We start from the raw sequence: 15278 nt of genomic DNA, 5'->3' as shown, positions 1-15278 counted from the left end.
TTTTAAGCAGCTTGTTTATCTTTTTTTCGTTTTATCTGGGTTATTACGGAATCCAGTGCTACGTCAAAACTTTCTTCGAATGATTTAGATGATTGTTTTACAAAAAATTCATACCTGGGTATGTGAACTTTTATTTCGGCGATCTTGTCTTTAATATTGTGTACTACGTTGTCTAATTTTAAATACACATCTACTTTGGTAATCCTGTCGTGAAACTGTGTTAATTTAGCCACCTTTTTTTCTACATAAGATACCAACTTTGAATCTGCGTCAAAATGCACAGTTTGAATGTTTACGTTCATACTTCTGATTTTAATCTGTGAAAAATAATGTAAAAGAACTTGTTTAGGTACACTTAAATCATAGGCAATCTGTTATGGGTTTTTACTGGTTTTTATCTGATAATGAAGTTAACATTTGAAACGTAGTTTACAAAATAAAATTTTATGAAGGACCTACTAAATTTAACAATATTGCTCAAGTAGTTAGAGGAATAAAGCTTAATCAAATTTTCAAGGGCAAATAGCGGGCAGCTTTAGCCCTGGTTTAAAAGGTTATTCAGGCTTTGGGATGAGCTTTTTTATGAATGTCTTTTAACTTCTCTATTGAATTATGTGTATAAATCTGTGTAGCTGCAAGGCTGCTATGACCCAATAACTCCTTTACTGCATTTAAATCGGCCCCATTATTCATTAAATGGGTAGCAAAAGTATGGCGCAGTACGTGGGGGCTTTTTTTACTGATAGTAGTGATCATGCTAAGGTACTTTTTAACTGAATTATACACATACTTTGGATACAGCTTATTTCCTTTTTCATTAATCAACAAAATTTCAGCATCATAGTGTTCAAAAACCTGTCTTTTTTCGAGCATATAATTCTTTAATAACCCCAGTAACTCTGCGCTTACAGGTATAATTCTTTCTTTATTGCCTTTTCCCAATACTTTGATGGAACTCTTAAACAAATCTACCTGGCTTTCTTTTAGCGATACCAGCTCTGCCTGCCTTATGCCGGTATTATAAAATAACTGTAATAATATCCTGTCGGTTTTCCCCTGCCAATCATCAGGAAATTCTACGTAAGAAAACAAGGTGTTGATGTCTGCTTTTTCTACAAACTGCGGTAATCTTTTTTTTGTTTTTGGAGAAATGATGGTGCTCATCGGGCTCTCCTGCACCAGTTCTTCTTTAAGCTGGTACTTAAAAAATGATTTGAGGGAAGAAATTTTTCTGTTGATGGTTTTGGCTTCCATACCCTGTTCTTTTAAACTGGCCAGCCAGGTACGAACAAAAGCCGGCTTTATTTCCGCCAAAGAAATACTGCCAAAAGTGAGTTCTGTAAAATCAAAAAAAGCAACTAAGTCTGTTTGATAAGAAATGATAGTATGCTGTGAATACCTTTTTTGAAACTTAAGGTAATCAATAAATTGTTGTAGCGCCTTGGGATTGGTTATGGGCATAAAAAAACTGATACCCGAAGTTACAATAACCGGGTATCAGTTGAATATATTTTGTGCTATAAGTTATTAATCGAATTTACCAGCGGTAACCTGATCCTTATAAATTGCTTTCAACACTTCTTTACGACGCCTAACAGATGGTTTGGTGAAAGCCTGCCTGTCTCTAAGCTGTAACAAAATTTTACTTTTTTCAAATTTCTTTTTGTACTTCTTAAGCGCTTTGTCGATGTTTTCGCAATCTTTTGAGTCAATAATTAACATATAATATATACCTCCTTTAGGTGATTTAAATGCTGCCTCTATTTAAAGCAGGGTCGCAAAGATAGCAGAAATATTTAAAAAAAGGCAATCTTGTACATGGAAATTTTATTTCGAGCCATTTATCAATAAAATAAGTTTCTGCTATTAATATTTGAAATGTGATTTCGATGTACTCACAAATTCCGAAATTTGAGGCATGTTTACAGGAATAATTGAAAATACGGGCATCGTTGAAGCTATTGAGATCAGTGGCACTAACAAAACTTTCTGGATAAGTTCTCCTCTTTCCAATGATTTAAAAATCGACCAAAGCCTTAGCCACAGCGGGGTTTGCCTTACAATAGAAGAAATAAAAGATGGCATGCACCGGGTTACCGCCATTGAAGAAACCCTTTTAAAGACCAACCTGGGACAATTGCATAACGGGGCAGTGGTAAATTTAGAGCGCTGCATGCAAATGAATGGCCGGCTGGACGGGCACATTGTGCAGGGACATGTGGATACGGTGGGCAGCTGTAGCCAAATAGTTGAAAAAGATGGTAGCTGGGAATATACTTTCACTTTTCCTGAGGCGTTCGGGCATTTGGTTATAGAAAAAGGTTCTATCAGTTTAAACGGTACCAGCCTTACCATTTTTAATGTAGGCGTCAATACTTTTACGGTAGCAATTATCCCTTATACATATCATCATACCAATATCAATACTTTAAAAAAAGACGATAAGGTAAATATTGAATTTGATATGGTAGGAAAATATGTACACCGGTTTATGCAATTGAAATAAAAGGTTTTTGTACCAGCCAGGTATCCTGTAATCCATGAATGCTTTCTTTGCTACCGCCCGGTATAAACCGCAGCAGGGTAAAATCTTTTAATACTATTTTCATAAAAGCTTCCGGCTGAAAAGCTGCATACACCCTGTGCCCTTCATGTTCAGTATCCCTCACTACCAATTCTCCGGCATTAAACATATCCAGTTCGTGCTGCAGCAATTTTTCTTTAAACTGATTGCCTTGTGAAGTAATGAGCAATAGTCCTCCCGGTTTTAATATTCTTTGTAATTCAGCGATCCAGCTTATATGATTCTTAAGTGAAAGATGCGTTATGATAGAGAGCCCGTAGATGCCATCAAAATAATCACTCATCAATAAAACAGGCGGCCCCAGTTCGTTTTTTACAAATGAAATATTGGTAAGATTTTTACTGCACCAGTTAATGTATGCTTCATTATAGTCGCAGCCATAAACCGGATGTGCATCTTTTAATATCCCAGGCAAATGCCTCACCACTCTGCCGGGACCGCAACCCCAGTCGAGTAATTTTTTCCCGGCTTCATTAAAATTTAAATGAGATTGAAAAAGCGCCACGATTTCTGATGCGGTTATAAAACCATCTTCATAATAGCTTTTATAATTAATCTCATAGGTTTCATACAAAAAATAAGGTGGTGGAAATTTTGCTGCCGGGTTTTGCGCCGCAAATTTTTTATTAGCAAAATAATTGCTGCTGTATTGTATATAGAAACGTATTTTATCAGCAACTTTGGCAAGATTTGTCTTACGTATAAAACTGCTCAGATATTTTTTAAAGTTCATTTTATCTTGTGCATTGATTTTATTTAAAGCAGATTGCAGGAAATATAAAATTTATCTCTACTTTTAAATTTATCTTCAAGTTACAAACTTAAACAATGAAATTGCTTAGTATCATCATTCCTGTTTATAATGAAGCGGAAAATATTGCACCGCTTTATGCTGAATTAGGCATGCATTGCAAAGTTGAGTACGAAGTAATTTTTGTTGATGATGGCAGCACTGATGCAACATTAACGGCCATTGAAGCCATTGCAACAACTGACAGGCGCTACAAATGCATTTCGCTAAGCAGGAATTTTGGCCACCAGAATGCTTTGATGGCAGGAATGAACCATGCTGCCGGCGACACCATTATCATTATGGATGGAGACCTGCAACACCCTCCTGCCTTAATTACGGCAATGCTGGATAAATTAGATGAAGGATATGACCTTGTGAGTACCAAAAGAAATTCCACCGAAAATATCGGGCTGTTTAAAAAAATACTGGCTGCTGTCTTTTATCGTTTTATCAATTTTATTTCGGATACAAAAATAGAAGCTAATGTTGCAGACTTTAAAGCCTTCAACAGTAAAGTGCTGAAAAGTGTTTTACAATTTAAAGAAAGAGAGCTTTTTTTAAGAGGCCTGTTTAGCTGGATAGGTTTTAAAACTGCTACCATTTCATTTGATGCGCCTGCAAGAAAATATGGCACTACAAAATATTCTTTTGGTAAGATGCTTAAGCTTGCTTTAAAAGGTACTACTTCTTTTAGCTTTAAACCCCTCAGGATAGCATTGCTTATTGGCAGCCTGATCTCACTGGCAGCTTTTGGTTTTGGTATTTTTGCTTTAGTAGCTTATTTCCAGGGCAACACCATTCCCGGTTGGGCATCTTTAATTATAGCAGTAATGTTTTTAGGGGGTACGCAATTATTAGCCATCGGCTTATTAGGAGAATACATCGCCAGTTTATTTACAGAAACAAAAAACCGGCCGCTATACCTGGTTAATAAAAAAGTAAACTTTCCTGAAACGGAATAAATTTTATTTACAGGCCCGGATAAAATATTGCCCACCCAAAGGCAGCCATTGCAGGTATTTTTCTAAAAAAATAAATTTACTCAGCAAGCCTTTTCGTGGAAAAAAGATGATGAATTTATTATGGCCGATTGTAAGTCCGCTTTTTTTAATCAGTCTTTTGGTATAATTATTACGCAATAGTTTTGCATCCTTATCAAACACACAGGTATTTACAAGATGTTTGGTTACCGGGTTTAATGGATTATGTTCAAAAAGATACAATCTGCCGCCAGGTTTTAACACCCTGAAAATCTCCTGCATTATTATTGGGTGCAAATCAAAATCAACATGATGTAAAACGCCTGCTATAAAAACAGTATCAAAACTATTATCCTCAAAAGGAATTTGTGTGCCATTATAAACACTAAACCTGCTGTTGATTATATTCTTTGCTTTGGCTTCTGCAATGCTTTTTTCCGAAACATCAATACCTTCTACCAGCCACTGAGGAAAATATTGTTGCATAAATAATTCTGTTGCACCATCACCGCAACCAATATCCAGTATTTTTAAAGTACTATTTTTTTCAAACTGCTGCAGCAATTGCACTTTCATTGCTGCAAAATAAAAACTGTCGGCACCGGATAATTTTACATTTTCCGTATGCACAGCCCTGTAATCTTTTGCATAGTCATCAAAATCATCAAAAGTTCTTTCACTCATTTTTTAAGAATAGTGTATTTTTATTCCATGCAAGTTTACGCAAATTCAAACAGGCTTTCGCTAAATACTATCCTGTTTTTTATTATTGTTTTAGTTCTTGCCTTTTTGCCGGTTTCCTCATTCCTGTTTTTTTTAAAGAATGATGCTTTTAACGGATACTTTCCACCTAAATTTTTTATGAGTGAAAGTATACATGCCGGCCATCTGCCGCTATGGAATCCTTATATCAATTTTGGTATACCGCAATATGGTGATATGAGCAGTGGTTACTGGAGCCCTGTCACCTGGTTAATAGCAAGCACTATCGGCTACAATGCTTATACGCTTACGCTTGAAGTATTGTTGTACATATTACTCGGTGGCATTGGCATGTACACCCTTACCGGTTTGTGGAAATTAGATAAGCCGGTACGAATTATTGCAGGTATTGCTTTTATGTGCTGTGGTTATACCACCGGGCACCTGCAGCATTTTAACTGGCTTAGCGGCGCTGCTTTTTTACCCTGGTGCTTCTGGAGTTACCTGCAATTACTAAACAATTTTTCTTTTAAAAAAGCGATTGCAGCAGCCTTATTTTTTTACATGCTGGTTTCTTCGGCACATCCTGGCATTACAATTTGTGCAGTGTATTTTTTTGCGGCAGTATTGGTTTTTCATTTCTTTAAAAATAAAAATGGCCATTCATTAAAAACAAGAATTACAAACATTGGCAAAGCAAACGGTTTATTACTGTTGCTGCTTTTAATTTTAAGCACCGGTATGCTTGCAGGGTATTTTGATATGCTGCCTTACTTTGTAAGAGGAGAAAAAATAAGCCTTGCCGATTCTCTTTCAAACCCTGCTAACCTGCAAAGCTGGATCAGTGCTTTGCTACCTTTTGCGACGGTTAAAAATGATAGCTTTTACAATACTGACCCCAGTATGCGTAACAGCTATTTCAGTGTTGTGCTTTTATTATTTTTTCTTTTAGCGATCATCAGCAAAAAAGATAGCTGGCAAAAATTTCTTTTGATCACAGGAATAATTTTTGCACTATTATCTTCCGGCGGTATTTTTAAAACTTTTGCTTATAAATTTATTCCGTTTATTGGATACGTCAGGTTGAACGGAGAGTTCAGGATATTTGCCATACTATGCTTTATTATTATCGCCGCCATACAATTAAACAAGTTTATACAAAACAAGAACGAATCTGCAAACAAGATAAAATGGCTGATCTTATTCATCGGGTCAATTTTATTGGCCTGCGCTATCTATGGGATGTACAATGCATTTTCTACTGATAACAGTATTGTATTTCAATTTAAAAAAGTGTTGAGTGAAACCGGCTTTGCAATGAAATTGAAAACACTTATTGATACTATCAGTTTTTATGACACCATCTGGATACAAAGCATACTGCAATTATTTATTTTATGGGCCATAAGCCGGTCATTGAAATTAAATAAGTATAACCTGCTTAAAAAAATTGTAGTGGCAGATATGATATTAGCCTGCCTGCTTAATATTCCGTTTACCGGTGTAGGTAAAGCTTCTGTAGCGCAGGTACAGGCAGTGCTCAACAAATCACCAAAAGGCATTCCCATTCCTGCTTTGCAATCTTTATTACAAAACGATACTTTAAGCACAGCAGAGAGAGGCTTAGTTGGCGACTGGAGTATGTATAATAAACAAATTGGTACCAGGCAAGAAGTAGCTTACCCCATTGTTTTAAAAAACATGAAAACTTATTTTGAGAAAGGATTAGCTGCACCGAATGAAATTTTTACAGATAAGCCTTTTGTTTTTGGCAGTGATTCATCTTTGAAGAGTATTTCGGTTGGTGCGTTTTCTCCAAACAGTATTTCAATACATACCAATGCTGATAGTGCTTCTGTAATTGTATTGAAACAAAATTTATATCCGCATTGGTATTATAAAACCGGTAATCAAAAAAACACGGTCGGTAGTTTTGGAATTAATTTTATGAGTGCGCCTGTAAATAAGGGGCAGAGCGAAATCACCTTCAGCTTTGAGCCTTATTTTATTAAATGGTCAATGCTGATTAGTTTGTCGGCATTGGTGTTATATTGTATACTGCTGCTGGTGCTAAAAACTAAACCGCCTTTCCCTTCATCGCCAACGATACAGACTGATCCATAATACGTTCTGCATAAGGCCTGGAAATGGCGTTTAATTCTTCTGTTTTTGCCTGAATTAAATTTTTATCCTGCATATCAAGTGACAGTTGCAAAGCCTGCATCGCCAATGAAGTTGCAGTAATTTCTTCCGGTGTTAATGCTGCAATATTTTTCTGAATAAATTTTTCTGTTGTCTCCAGCAATTGCTCTCCTTCTGTTCTTGCCTCTACTAACGCTCTTGTAGCAATATCTTTTTCTGCATTCTGCATAGAATCCAGCAACATTTTTTCCACGTCTTCATCAGTTAATTCATACTGTGGTTTTACCTGTATAGCCTGCTCAATACCGCTGCGTAATTCTTTTGCTTTTACCACCAGTATACCATCTGCATTTATCAAAAAACTCACTTCCACTTTTGGGAGACCTGCAGGCATTCCCGGTATCCCGGAAAGATTAAACTCTGCCAGCTTGCGGTTATCCTGTACCATATCTCTTTCACCCTGGTAAACGGCTATCTTCATTCCACTTTGTCCATCCTTGTAAGTAGTGTATTGCCTTGCAGCTTTTGCAGGTATCTTAGAATTCCTGGGCAATAAAACATCCATCAATCCTCCCATCGTTTCTAATCCCAGCGAAAGCGGCGTAACATCAAGCAATAAAAGATCTTTGGTATTACCGGCTAAAATATCGGCTTGTATTGCAGCACCCAACGCCACTACTTCATCAGGATTAACTGTATCGTTTACCTGTTTGCCAAAGAAATCACTCACCATTTTTTTAACCAATGGGGTTCTTGTGCTTCCACCTACCATTATTACTTCGTCAATTTCTTTTTTGGTTAAGCCGGAATCTTTTAAAGCATTACCGCAACAGGTTATTGTTTTATCGATAATGGGTTTAATAATCGTTTCAAATTCATCTTTTGTAAGACTTATATTTTCATTTTGAAATGTGCCTGTAAAAACATCATTAGCCGATAAATATTTTTTTGCCTCTTCGGCTTTTAAACGCAGTTGTTGTTTTGTTTCATTTTTATCTTCTGCAAAAGTATTTTTACCTACCCAGTAATTTACTACAGCCATATCCAGGTCATCACCTCCTAAAAAAGTATCGCCATTAGTAGCCAACACTTCAAATATGCCATCGTTAATTGTTAAGATGGAAATATCAAAAGTACCACCACCTAAATCGTACACTGCAATTGTTTTTGCTTCATCTTTTTTTATACCAAAGCCGTAGGCTAAACTTGCTGCAGTGGGTTCATTAATTATGCGCAAAACATCAAGGCCTGCCAGTTTTCCTGCATCCCTTGTAGCCTGGCGCTGGGCATCATTAAAATATGCCGGCACTGTAATTACAGCTTTACCTACAGTAGTTTTTAAAATATGCTCCGCCTTAACTTTTAATTCCTTTAAAATAAGTGCGGATAGATCTACTGGAGAATAGAATCTATCATCCACCTGTACTTTCACTAATCTTCCTTCATCGTCAATAATTTTATAGGCCAATGATGATGCATTACCGGCAACATCATTATAGGTCTTCCCCATCAGCCTTTTAGCAGAAAAGATAGTATGGGCAGGGTCTGTTACCAGGTATTGCTTTGCCTCATCACCTACCACCAGTTCTCCGCTGCTTCCAAAATGAATGACCGAGGGTACTAATGAGCTGGCATTATGTTCTTTTAGTGCCACGGGGTTTTTACTTTCCGGGTGAATGATAGCCACCAGGCTGTTGGTGGTGCCCAAATCTATACCCACAATCATTTCATCTTGTTGTAAACTTCCCGTTGCTATATTGATAGCTATTTTAGCCATGTAATTTTTTTTGCAAAGTTAGCAAATAAAAAAGGCTGTCCGTTAAGACAGCCTGAAGTAATATTTTATATTCTCTCTTCTCTACCTTATGATCACCATTTTACCATATCCTTTATTAAAGAACTGGTCGGTTTTATCACCTTTTTCTTTATACTTCTCTAATGATTGTCCGTTTAAATTAGTCAACACCCTGTACAGGTAAACACCGTTGGCTAATTTTTGTCCATAAGTATCGGTACCATCCCATTTAAAATCGGTGATATTTCTTCCAATATGGATAGGGCCTAATTGATCTTTGGTGATTTCTCTCACTACTTTACCGCTGATGGTTAATATCTGTATCCTCATATTCTGCGGCACTTCGCTGCCGGTTACGGTAAATACAAAGGCTGTTGAGGTAGTGAATGGATTAGGATAGTTCAGCAGGTTTGATATCATCGGTTTATTGATCACACTAAACATAATGTGATATTCCAATGCACCAGCTTTATTGCCCACCACATCTTTTCCTGATACAATCAATTCGTAATCGCCGTCCTGGGGGAAGTAAGGTGTAAAATCAATGCTGGCGCTATTTTCACCACTGGCAAGATTGGCAGGGTTAAAACGCATGGTATCTCCAAAATTATAGTTGTGCAAAGTATTATCAGGATAACGCACCTGCACTTTAAGTGATCCTGTATCATTTAATGCCATGAAATGACTTTCATCCTTAAGTTTTACATAGATATGCGGTTTAGCGGCCACTATATCTTTGTTGAGAATATGTACTCCGTCAAACGTAACATCCAGCAATGGGTTATAATTATCAGGCTTCACATAAAAATCTTTAAACAATACATTATTAAAATGCGATTGTTCCTGCTGGTCATTATTCGGATTAACATCTACAAACAAGGTATTGTTACCAGGATAATCTTTGGTATCAATTTTATAGCGCACTGTTAATGTATCACCGGCAACCAGGATTTTACCTTTTGGTAAATTGATCAGGTGCGGCAGGTTGTTATTATCAGTGATGGTAAATTTAAATTTCATCGCACTATCAAATGCTGCAGGGCTGATATTTTTGAAAGCTACCTTAAAATCAATCACTTCACCTTGCTCAACAGTATCTTTCATATTGAACAAAATATTAGGTGCAATAGTACCTTCCGGAACAGGAGTGTAATTCAACCTCCAGTAGCGCAATTGGTAAGGCGTTGCATTAGTTCTGTCTTCAGAATACATTTTCAATTTAAGATATGGATACTGCGTTGCGTTAACAGATGATATATCAAAATCATGCTTAGTGGAATCTAATGTAAATACCGTGGCTTCAGTACCGGAAGGTGTTATCCCTATGATCTGAAAATTAATTGAGTCGGCATTTACTGCTTCTATGCTGTTTCCCCTGTAATGGAACTGGCTCCATGATTTAGCCGGGCCAAAAACCGGTGATGTAATTGTACCTGCGATAGATTTGGTACCTAATAAAACAGATTCTGCAATATAAGTATCAGCTGCTGCACCCATATTCTGCACAGGTACAAAACTGCCGGACCCTTTTTTAAAGAACATTACAAACGGTATATTTTTATAAAAGCTATCAATTTTATTTAGTCCCTGGCTTTTTAATTTCTGGTAAAGATTAGGAGCAGGGTCGGCCTTCCAATCGGCAACAAAGGTTGTATTCGGTGTCCATCCCAGGTTATTAATACCTACATACATACCATCGGGAATGCTGTCTATAAAATCCATTGCTTTTTTCCTGTATGCCGGATCTGTGTACGGGAATTCGAAGAACCTGCGGTTTGGACCTTCATGAGACACATCGCATGCTGGTGACCAGCTACCAAATCTTCCTACACCAGGACTAACAGCGTAGTTTTGCCATGGCTCCAATGTTTTTGGATCAAATACATAAAATTGCAATGAACCATATTTACAGCCATATTTTTCTATAGTTACATTCTCAATTTGTACGTTAATATCAGACCCCACGTAAGATGGGTATATACCTGAGTTAAAGGCAATTGTTTTGGTGGTGGTTTTAAAATCAAACAACCGGTTGTTTAAATAATCAATACTGTTATAATTATCTTTTAAAAACTGGTAATAGTGAGATTGATTAAATCCTACACTACCTGAAGCCAGGTAAGTAAAGGAATAAGTATTCCATATAGGAGCCGCTGACCCGATTGGTACCATTGATGTTCTCCAATAGTATACGGTGCTATCTGTAAAGGTTAGGTTAGAAGGCTTAAATTCAACTACGCCCCCACTACCAGATACGTTGTATGTCTTCTTAAAAGAAGAATTAAATGTTTCAGTCGTATCAATTTCCATCACATACTGCCGCTGTTCTACCAATGGGTTAGCAGTACTACCGGTAAAAGTTATATTTTGCTGATTTACGATAGAGAAATTATAAGGGTATACCGGGCGCAATTCATCTTCATAAATATAAAATTCCTTTTCAGCGCCATTATTAGATTCGGAAAGTTCACTAACCTTATTATCTACATCAAGGGTCACTATTATTTTATTCAGCCCTTTATCTGTAAGCGGATTGATGGGAACCACCATAACTATTGAATCGCTGTATTTCATTGCAGAAATAACCTGGTTGAATAAAACATTAACGCTATCGTTAGGCAATTTGCGTTTAACCGTAACCCTTATAGAATCATTAATTGCCATTCCTATATTCAGCATTTTAACATTAAGATTAAAGCTGGGATCGGCAACAGTAATAATAGAAGGGTTTATTTTGATCAACTGTTCTTCAATTATATAATCAGGTTTTGTATGGGAATTCAGCCTTAATGCCGGATCTCCCTGCAACGCTAATTCTTCCAGGTGTATCCTGGTATAATAATCCAGTGCCTGGGGATTAACCCCCACAACCTGGTTAACCTGTTTAAGCTGATCACCTACAGTGCCACCATAATTCAGCCTGCAGAATTCATCGTAAAAATTGGTATTGTAATAATTAAGGAAAGGTTCAATACCAAAATGTGTATCGGCTAAAAATGCAATACTTCCTTTTTGAGGAGAGAAAATATATTTTTCTGACAATGACATATTACCTGCCACACGGGTTGGATCGAAATTAAAAAAGTTACCGGCACTGCAACCACTTACATTTATAAATGGATATTTACCCTGGTTCTGGTATATCTCAGGATTACTAAGGTTAAATGCCAATGTGCTTGCCGAAGAGTGGCCGAAATAAGTAATAAAACTTAACCCTTCTTTAAATAACTGATCAATCCTTGCACTGCTGGCTTCCTGTACCGAACCAGAACCTGATTTGGCAAAGGATTCCACATTTGCACCAAACAAAGTATCTTCTGCTACCAACTCATATTGATGTAAATGAGCCGAAAAACTTGCTGTTTCTGTACTATCAGCACCTCCTGAAATATGGACAATGTTTTTCATCCATGCTTTTTCTGCCAATGTTTGAATGGTAGACTTTTGAGCCAACTCATATTGTTTCATTTTTTCAAGATAGTTGCCTACTTCATTTCCTGAAATTGCACCAATTCTTCCAATAGGAACGATAGGCACCACAGTACCCGGCTCACTTACTAACAGCACATCCGATGCAGGCCAGCCAAAAGTGGGTACTAAGTTAAGTTTATCGGCTGCAGGATCAGCCTGGTTTGCCTTGTACTCCAGGTAAGTAACTGCCCTGCCAATTAAAAAAACAAATTTTGGTTTAACGGAAAACTGCTGATTAGCATAGCGGATAAAATCCCGTATTGCTGCAGGATGCTTATTGATACCAAAACCAAATTGTTCAGTAAGTTCATCTATACTATACACTTTTGCATTGTATCCTCCGCCAGCCGCAGAGTTTCTATATTGTTTGTATTGGTCTACATAATTTACACCGCTGCCATTATTATATAAAACCGGGTTACTGATAATGATATAATCACCCTGATTGGCCGCAGCAGTAATATTTAAAAAAGTTTTTGCAGATAATGCCCCTACAGTATAAATATTAGCCGCATCCTGGCTGATAAGATTAAATTTGCGAACAGCGTCTGAAGAAGCCGGCAACACAAATTTTACCTGGCCGGCAGTGCTGATATCTCCAAGATATCTTCTGCCATTATTCATATCATACAATATTGGCTCAATGCCGTTATTATTAAAATTATTTATTACCAGGTAGTTGCCTGTTGCCGAGGCCGCTAATTCAAAATAGAAACTCTTTTCATTATTAAAATTAAATGTAGCCGGATAGGTTACCGAAAAGGTGGGTACAACAATACGATCGTTGGCAGTATTTGATGAATTTTCGGGCTTGATACTTACAGCAACAAATGTTGGGCTGGTAAGTATCGACAAAGGAAGATTTCTAACGGTATCCTTATGATAAGAAAAATAAGGCATTGGATTTACAGCAGGTAAAGCCACTATACCATTTAATTTTCCACCCAGGTTTCTTGTATATAATGCATTACCAAAAGCTGATACGGTAAAGGTTACACTATTAGCTGGCCCTGCTGCATATTTATTAATCCCTGTTATCACATTACTTAATGCACAGCAGGAATTAATATCGCTGCTTGCCCAGCCTTCACCCATATCAAACGCTGCCGAGTATACACTTTCGCCCAATATAGCTGCATATCCCCTGTTAATCTGGTCCCTGTAGTGAGCTTCCACCCTTCTCATAAAATAGGCATCTGCAGGCAATACGTTACCGGCAACAGGATTGGCAGTTTGCACATAACGTAAATTTGCACTGATACTATTTACAGTAAGATAATAAGTGGCGGTATCTGTAAACAAACTGTATTTATCATCCAGCTGAAAATCAGCATCCCTGTACAAAGTCTTATCTGGACGGCCATCATTCATTTGCCCCCAGAACTCTATAAAATCTGATGCGCCTAAAGTGCCGGTTGCTACAGAGGTATATATTCTTACCTGCTGGCCATTGCGCCAGAGTTGAAAGTTTTGTGCAGGGGTGCTGCCAAGGCCGGCTGCTGCCAATTGAGGTTGATACAAACGGCAAAGTGTGTCCTTAGTGATCTTGAACTTATAATAGGTTTTATTATAGTCTATCCAGCTGTTATTTAATTGCGAAAAGCCTGCAAAAGCAAGCGTCATTACAAATAAAGTAAATAAAATTTTCTTCATAAAAATTGCATTTTATTGATTTTCTTTTTTCACCAGGTTGATGCGTAAAGAAAATATATGGGTATACAAAGGATTGGATTGATTGGCAAGATTGGTAAATGCATAATCAAGCATTACGTTTTTTATTTTAAAGCCTGCACCAACACTGGGCTGATAGATCCATACTTTTTTCTGGTTCAGTGTATCGCCATCTGCAAGGGCTTTTTGAAAATTGGTGATACCACCTCTTACAAAAAACACATCTTTAATATTCGCCTCCAAACCGAGGTGCGGATCAATGCTTACAGGATCTGTGCTGAATACCGTATTTCTTTTACCATCAAAAGTTACATCTACATTGCCTTCGGCCATCAGGTGAAATCCATTGCTGATCTTAAAATTGTAACCGCCGCCAATGGCAAGTCGTGGTGCAGTAAGCTCTGTTGATTTAACAGGTATTTCGTTATTGGTAAGGTATAAAACTTCTTTTTCTTTATCAGTAAAATGGAAGGACCAGGCATTAAATGTAGTAGTAAGATCTTTTGCAACAATACCAAAATGGCCTCTTTTGCCATGCATTTGTATACCAGCATCAAGACCAAATCCCCATGCAGTAGCAAATGTGCCCACTTTACGGTAGATCACTTTAGCATTGGCACCAAAGCTGATATTTTTATGTTCGGAGGTTTTTATATTTTGGGCAAAGGATAATAAAAATGCCCAGTCGGCCGAGGAAAAAGTTTTTATGTTATTGTAGTTAATGCTACCATCAGGTTCTACCAGGTAAAGTGTATTAGGTATGTCATCTACTGCAAAACGCAAAACTGAAACACCAATAGTTCTTTTATTATCATTGATGGGAATTGCCAAAGCGGCGTAATCATATTTTGCAATGCCTGCAAAATATTCGGCGTGCATTAAATTTAAATTGGGATTATCTTTTACCCCTACAAGGCCTGCAGGATTCCAGTAGCCGGCAGTGGCATCATTAGCCGAAGCTACCTGCGCACTACCCATAGCAAGTCCCCTTGCACCTGCCCCAATGTTTAAAAATTCGTTGGAGTATTTTCTAAACTGAGCAAAACTTACAGCCGGCCATAGCAAGAACAATAGCAAGCCTGTTTTTGTACATTTTCTCATAATATGTTAGGGGTTATTCAGAATTTTATAGGATATTAT

11 protein-coding genes are annotated in these 15278 nt (G+C 37.3%); 3 read left to right on the top strand and 8 right to left on the bottom strand.

The window, feature by feature from the left end; all coding sequences use genetic code 11:
- Positions 1 to 2: 2 nt before the first annotated feature.
- The 3 genes from ACQ334_RS04005 to rpsU all read right to left on the bottom strand — a co-directional run bounded on the left by ACQ334_RS04005 (position 3) and on the right by rpsU (position 1722).
- On the bottom strand, positions 3 to 302 hold the full coding sequence (locus ACQ334_RS04005) for an HPF/RaiA family ribosome-associated protein (RefSeq protein ID WP_430986880.1): 300 nt from the start codon (positions 300 to 302) through the stop codon (positions 3 to 5).
- 256 nt (positions 303 to 558) lie between these two features.
- A complete protein-coding gene (locus ACQ334_RS04000; RefSeq protein ID WP_430986879.1) occupies positions 559 to 1461 on the bottom strand; it encodes a tyrosine-type recombinase/integrase in 903 nt (300 codons plus the stop codon).
- Between the two features lie 66 nt (positions 1462 to 1527).
- Entirely contained in the window at positions 1528 to 1722 is a 195-nt protein-coding gene (gene rpsU, locus ACQ334_RS03995) for a 30S ribosomal protein S21 (RefSeq protein ID WP_430986878.1), read from the bottom strand.
- 196 nt (positions 1723 to 1918) lie between these two features.
- Between rpsU and ACQ334_RS03990 the strand changes: the two genes are divergently transcribed.
- Entirely contained in the window at positions 1919 to 2506 is a 588-nt protein-coding gene (locus ACQ334_RS03990; RefSeq protein WP_430986877.1) for a riboflavin synthase, read from the top strand.
- On the opposite strand, the gene ACQ334_RS03985 is transcribed toward ACQ334_RS03990, so the two are convergent.
- Positions 2490 to 3317 carry a class I SAM-dependent methyltransferase gene (locus ACQ334_RS03985; protein ID WP_430986876.1) on the bottom strand — a complete coding sequence of 276 codons (828 nt, stop codon included), beginning with the start codon at positions 3315 to 3317 and terminating at the stop codon, positions 2490 to 2492. The two genes, ACQ334_RS03990 and ACQ334_RS03985, sit on opposite strands and share 17 nt — an antisense overlap.
- Before the next feature lie 95 nt (positions 3318 to 3412).
- Here ACQ334_RS03985 and ACQ334_RS03980 point away from each other — a divergent pair, with 95 nt between their 5' ends.
- Complete coding sequence (locus ACQ334_RS03980) at positions 3413 to 4339, top strand: glycosyltransferase family 2 protein (RefSeq protein WP_430986875.1); 927 nt, start codon at positions 3413 to 3415, stop codon at positions 4337 to 4339.
- A gap of 3 nt (positions 4340 to 4342) precedes the next feature.
- Here ACQ334_RS03980 and ACQ334_RS03975 read toward each other — a convergent pair whose 3' ends face one another.
- Positions 4343 to 5041, bottom strand: a complete 699-nt coding sequence (locus tag ACQ334_RS03975; protein WP_430986874.1) for a class I SAM-dependent methyltransferase — start codon at positions 5039 to 5041, stop codon at positions 4343 to 4345.
- A gap of 177 nt (positions 5042 to 5218) precedes the next feature.
- On the opposite strand from ACQ334_RS03975, the gene ACQ334_RS03970 reads away from it, so the two are divergent.
- On the top strand, positions 5219 to 7183 hold the full coding sequence (locus ACQ334_RS03970; RefSeq protein WP_430986873.1) for a hypothetical protein: 1965 nt from the start codon (positions 5219 to 5221) through the stop codon (positions 7181 to 7183).
- Here the strand turns inward: ACQ334_RS03970 and hscA are convergent.
- From hscA to ACQ334_RS03955, 3 genes are all read right to left on the bottom strand, one after another.
- The gene (hscA, locus tag ACQ334_RS03965; RefSeq protein WP_430986872.1) at positions 7137 to 8978 is read right to left on the bottom strand and encodes a Fe-S protein assembly chaperone HscA; all 1842 of its coding nucleotides are present in this window, start codon (positions 8976 to 8978) and stop codon (positions 7137 to 7139) included. The genes ACQ334_RS03970 and hscA overlap by 47 nt on opposite strands.
- 81 nt (positions 8979 to 9059) lie before the next feature.
- Positions 9060 to 14120, bottom strand: coding sequence for a C25 family cysteine peptidase (locus ACQ334_RS03960; protein WP_430986871.1), 5061 nt, complete (start codon positions 14118 to 14120; stop codon positions 9060 to 9062).
- A 12-nt stretch (positions 14121 to 14132) separates the two neighbouring features.
- On the bottom strand, positions 14133 to 15239 hold the full coding sequence (locus ACQ334_RS03955) for a PorV/PorQ family protein (protein ID WP_430986870.1): 1107 nt from the start codon (positions 15237 to 15239) through the stop codon (positions 14133 to 14135).
- Between the last annotated feature and the right edge of the window lie 39 nt (positions 15240 to 15278).

Origin of the sequence: Ferruginibacter sp. SUN106, from assembly GCF_050611765.1 — a bacterium.
GTDB lineage: Bacteria > Bacteroidota > Bacteroidia > Chitinophagales > Chitinophagaceae > Ferruginibacter.
This window is presented reverse-complemented; position numbering and strand designations above follow the sequence as displayed.

What these genes read in the sequence shown, in the direction of transcription:
- ACQ334_RS04005 (WP_430986880.1), bottom strand. Translation starts at nt 302, where the DNA reads ATGAACGTAAACATTCAAACTGTGCATTTTGACGCAGATTCAAAGTTG.
- ACQ334_RS04000 (WP_430986879.1), bottom strand. Translation starts at nt 1,461, where the DNA reads ATGCCCATAACCAATCCCAAGGCGCTACAACAATTTATTGATTACCTT.
- rpsU (WP_430986878.1), bottom strand. Translation starts at nt 1,722, where the DNA reads ATGTTAATTATTGACTCAAAAGATTGCGAAAACATCGACAAAGCGCTT.
- ACQ334_RS03990 (WP_430986877.1), top strand. Translation starts at nt 1,919, where the DNA reads ATGTTTACAGGAATAATTGAAAATACGGGCATCGTTGAAGCTATTGAG.
- ACQ334_RS03985 (WP_430986876.1), bottom strand. Translation starts at nt 3,317, where the DNA reads ATGAACTTTAAAAAATATCTGAGCAGTTTTATACGTAAGACAAATCTT.
- ACQ334_RS03980 (WP_430986875.1), top strand. Translation starts at nt 3,413, where the DNA reads ATGAAATTGCTTAGTATCATCATTCCTGTTTATAATGAAGCGGAAAAT.
- ACQ334_RS03975 (WP_430986874.1), bottom strand. Translation starts at nt 5,041, where the DNA reads ATGAGTGAAAGAACTTTTGATGATTTTGATGACTATGCAAAAGATTAC.
- ACQ334_RS03970 (WP_430986873.1), top strand. Translation starts at nt 5,219, where the DNA reads ATGAGTGAAAGTATACATGCCGGCCATCTGCCGCTATGGAATCCTTAT.
- hscA (WP_430986872.1), bottom strand. Translation starts at nt 8,978, where the DNA reads ATGGCTAAAATAGCTATCAATATAGCAACGGGAAGTTTACAACAAGAT.
- ACQ334_RS03960 (WP_430986871.1), bottom strand. Translation starts at nt 14,120, where the DNA reads ATGAAGAAAATTTTATTTACTTTATTTGTAATGACGCTTGCTTTTGCA.
- ACQ334_RS03955 (WP_430986870.1), bottom strand. Translation starts at nt 15,239, where the DNA reads ATGAGAAAATGTACAAAAACAGGCTTGCTATTGTTCTTGCTATGGCCG.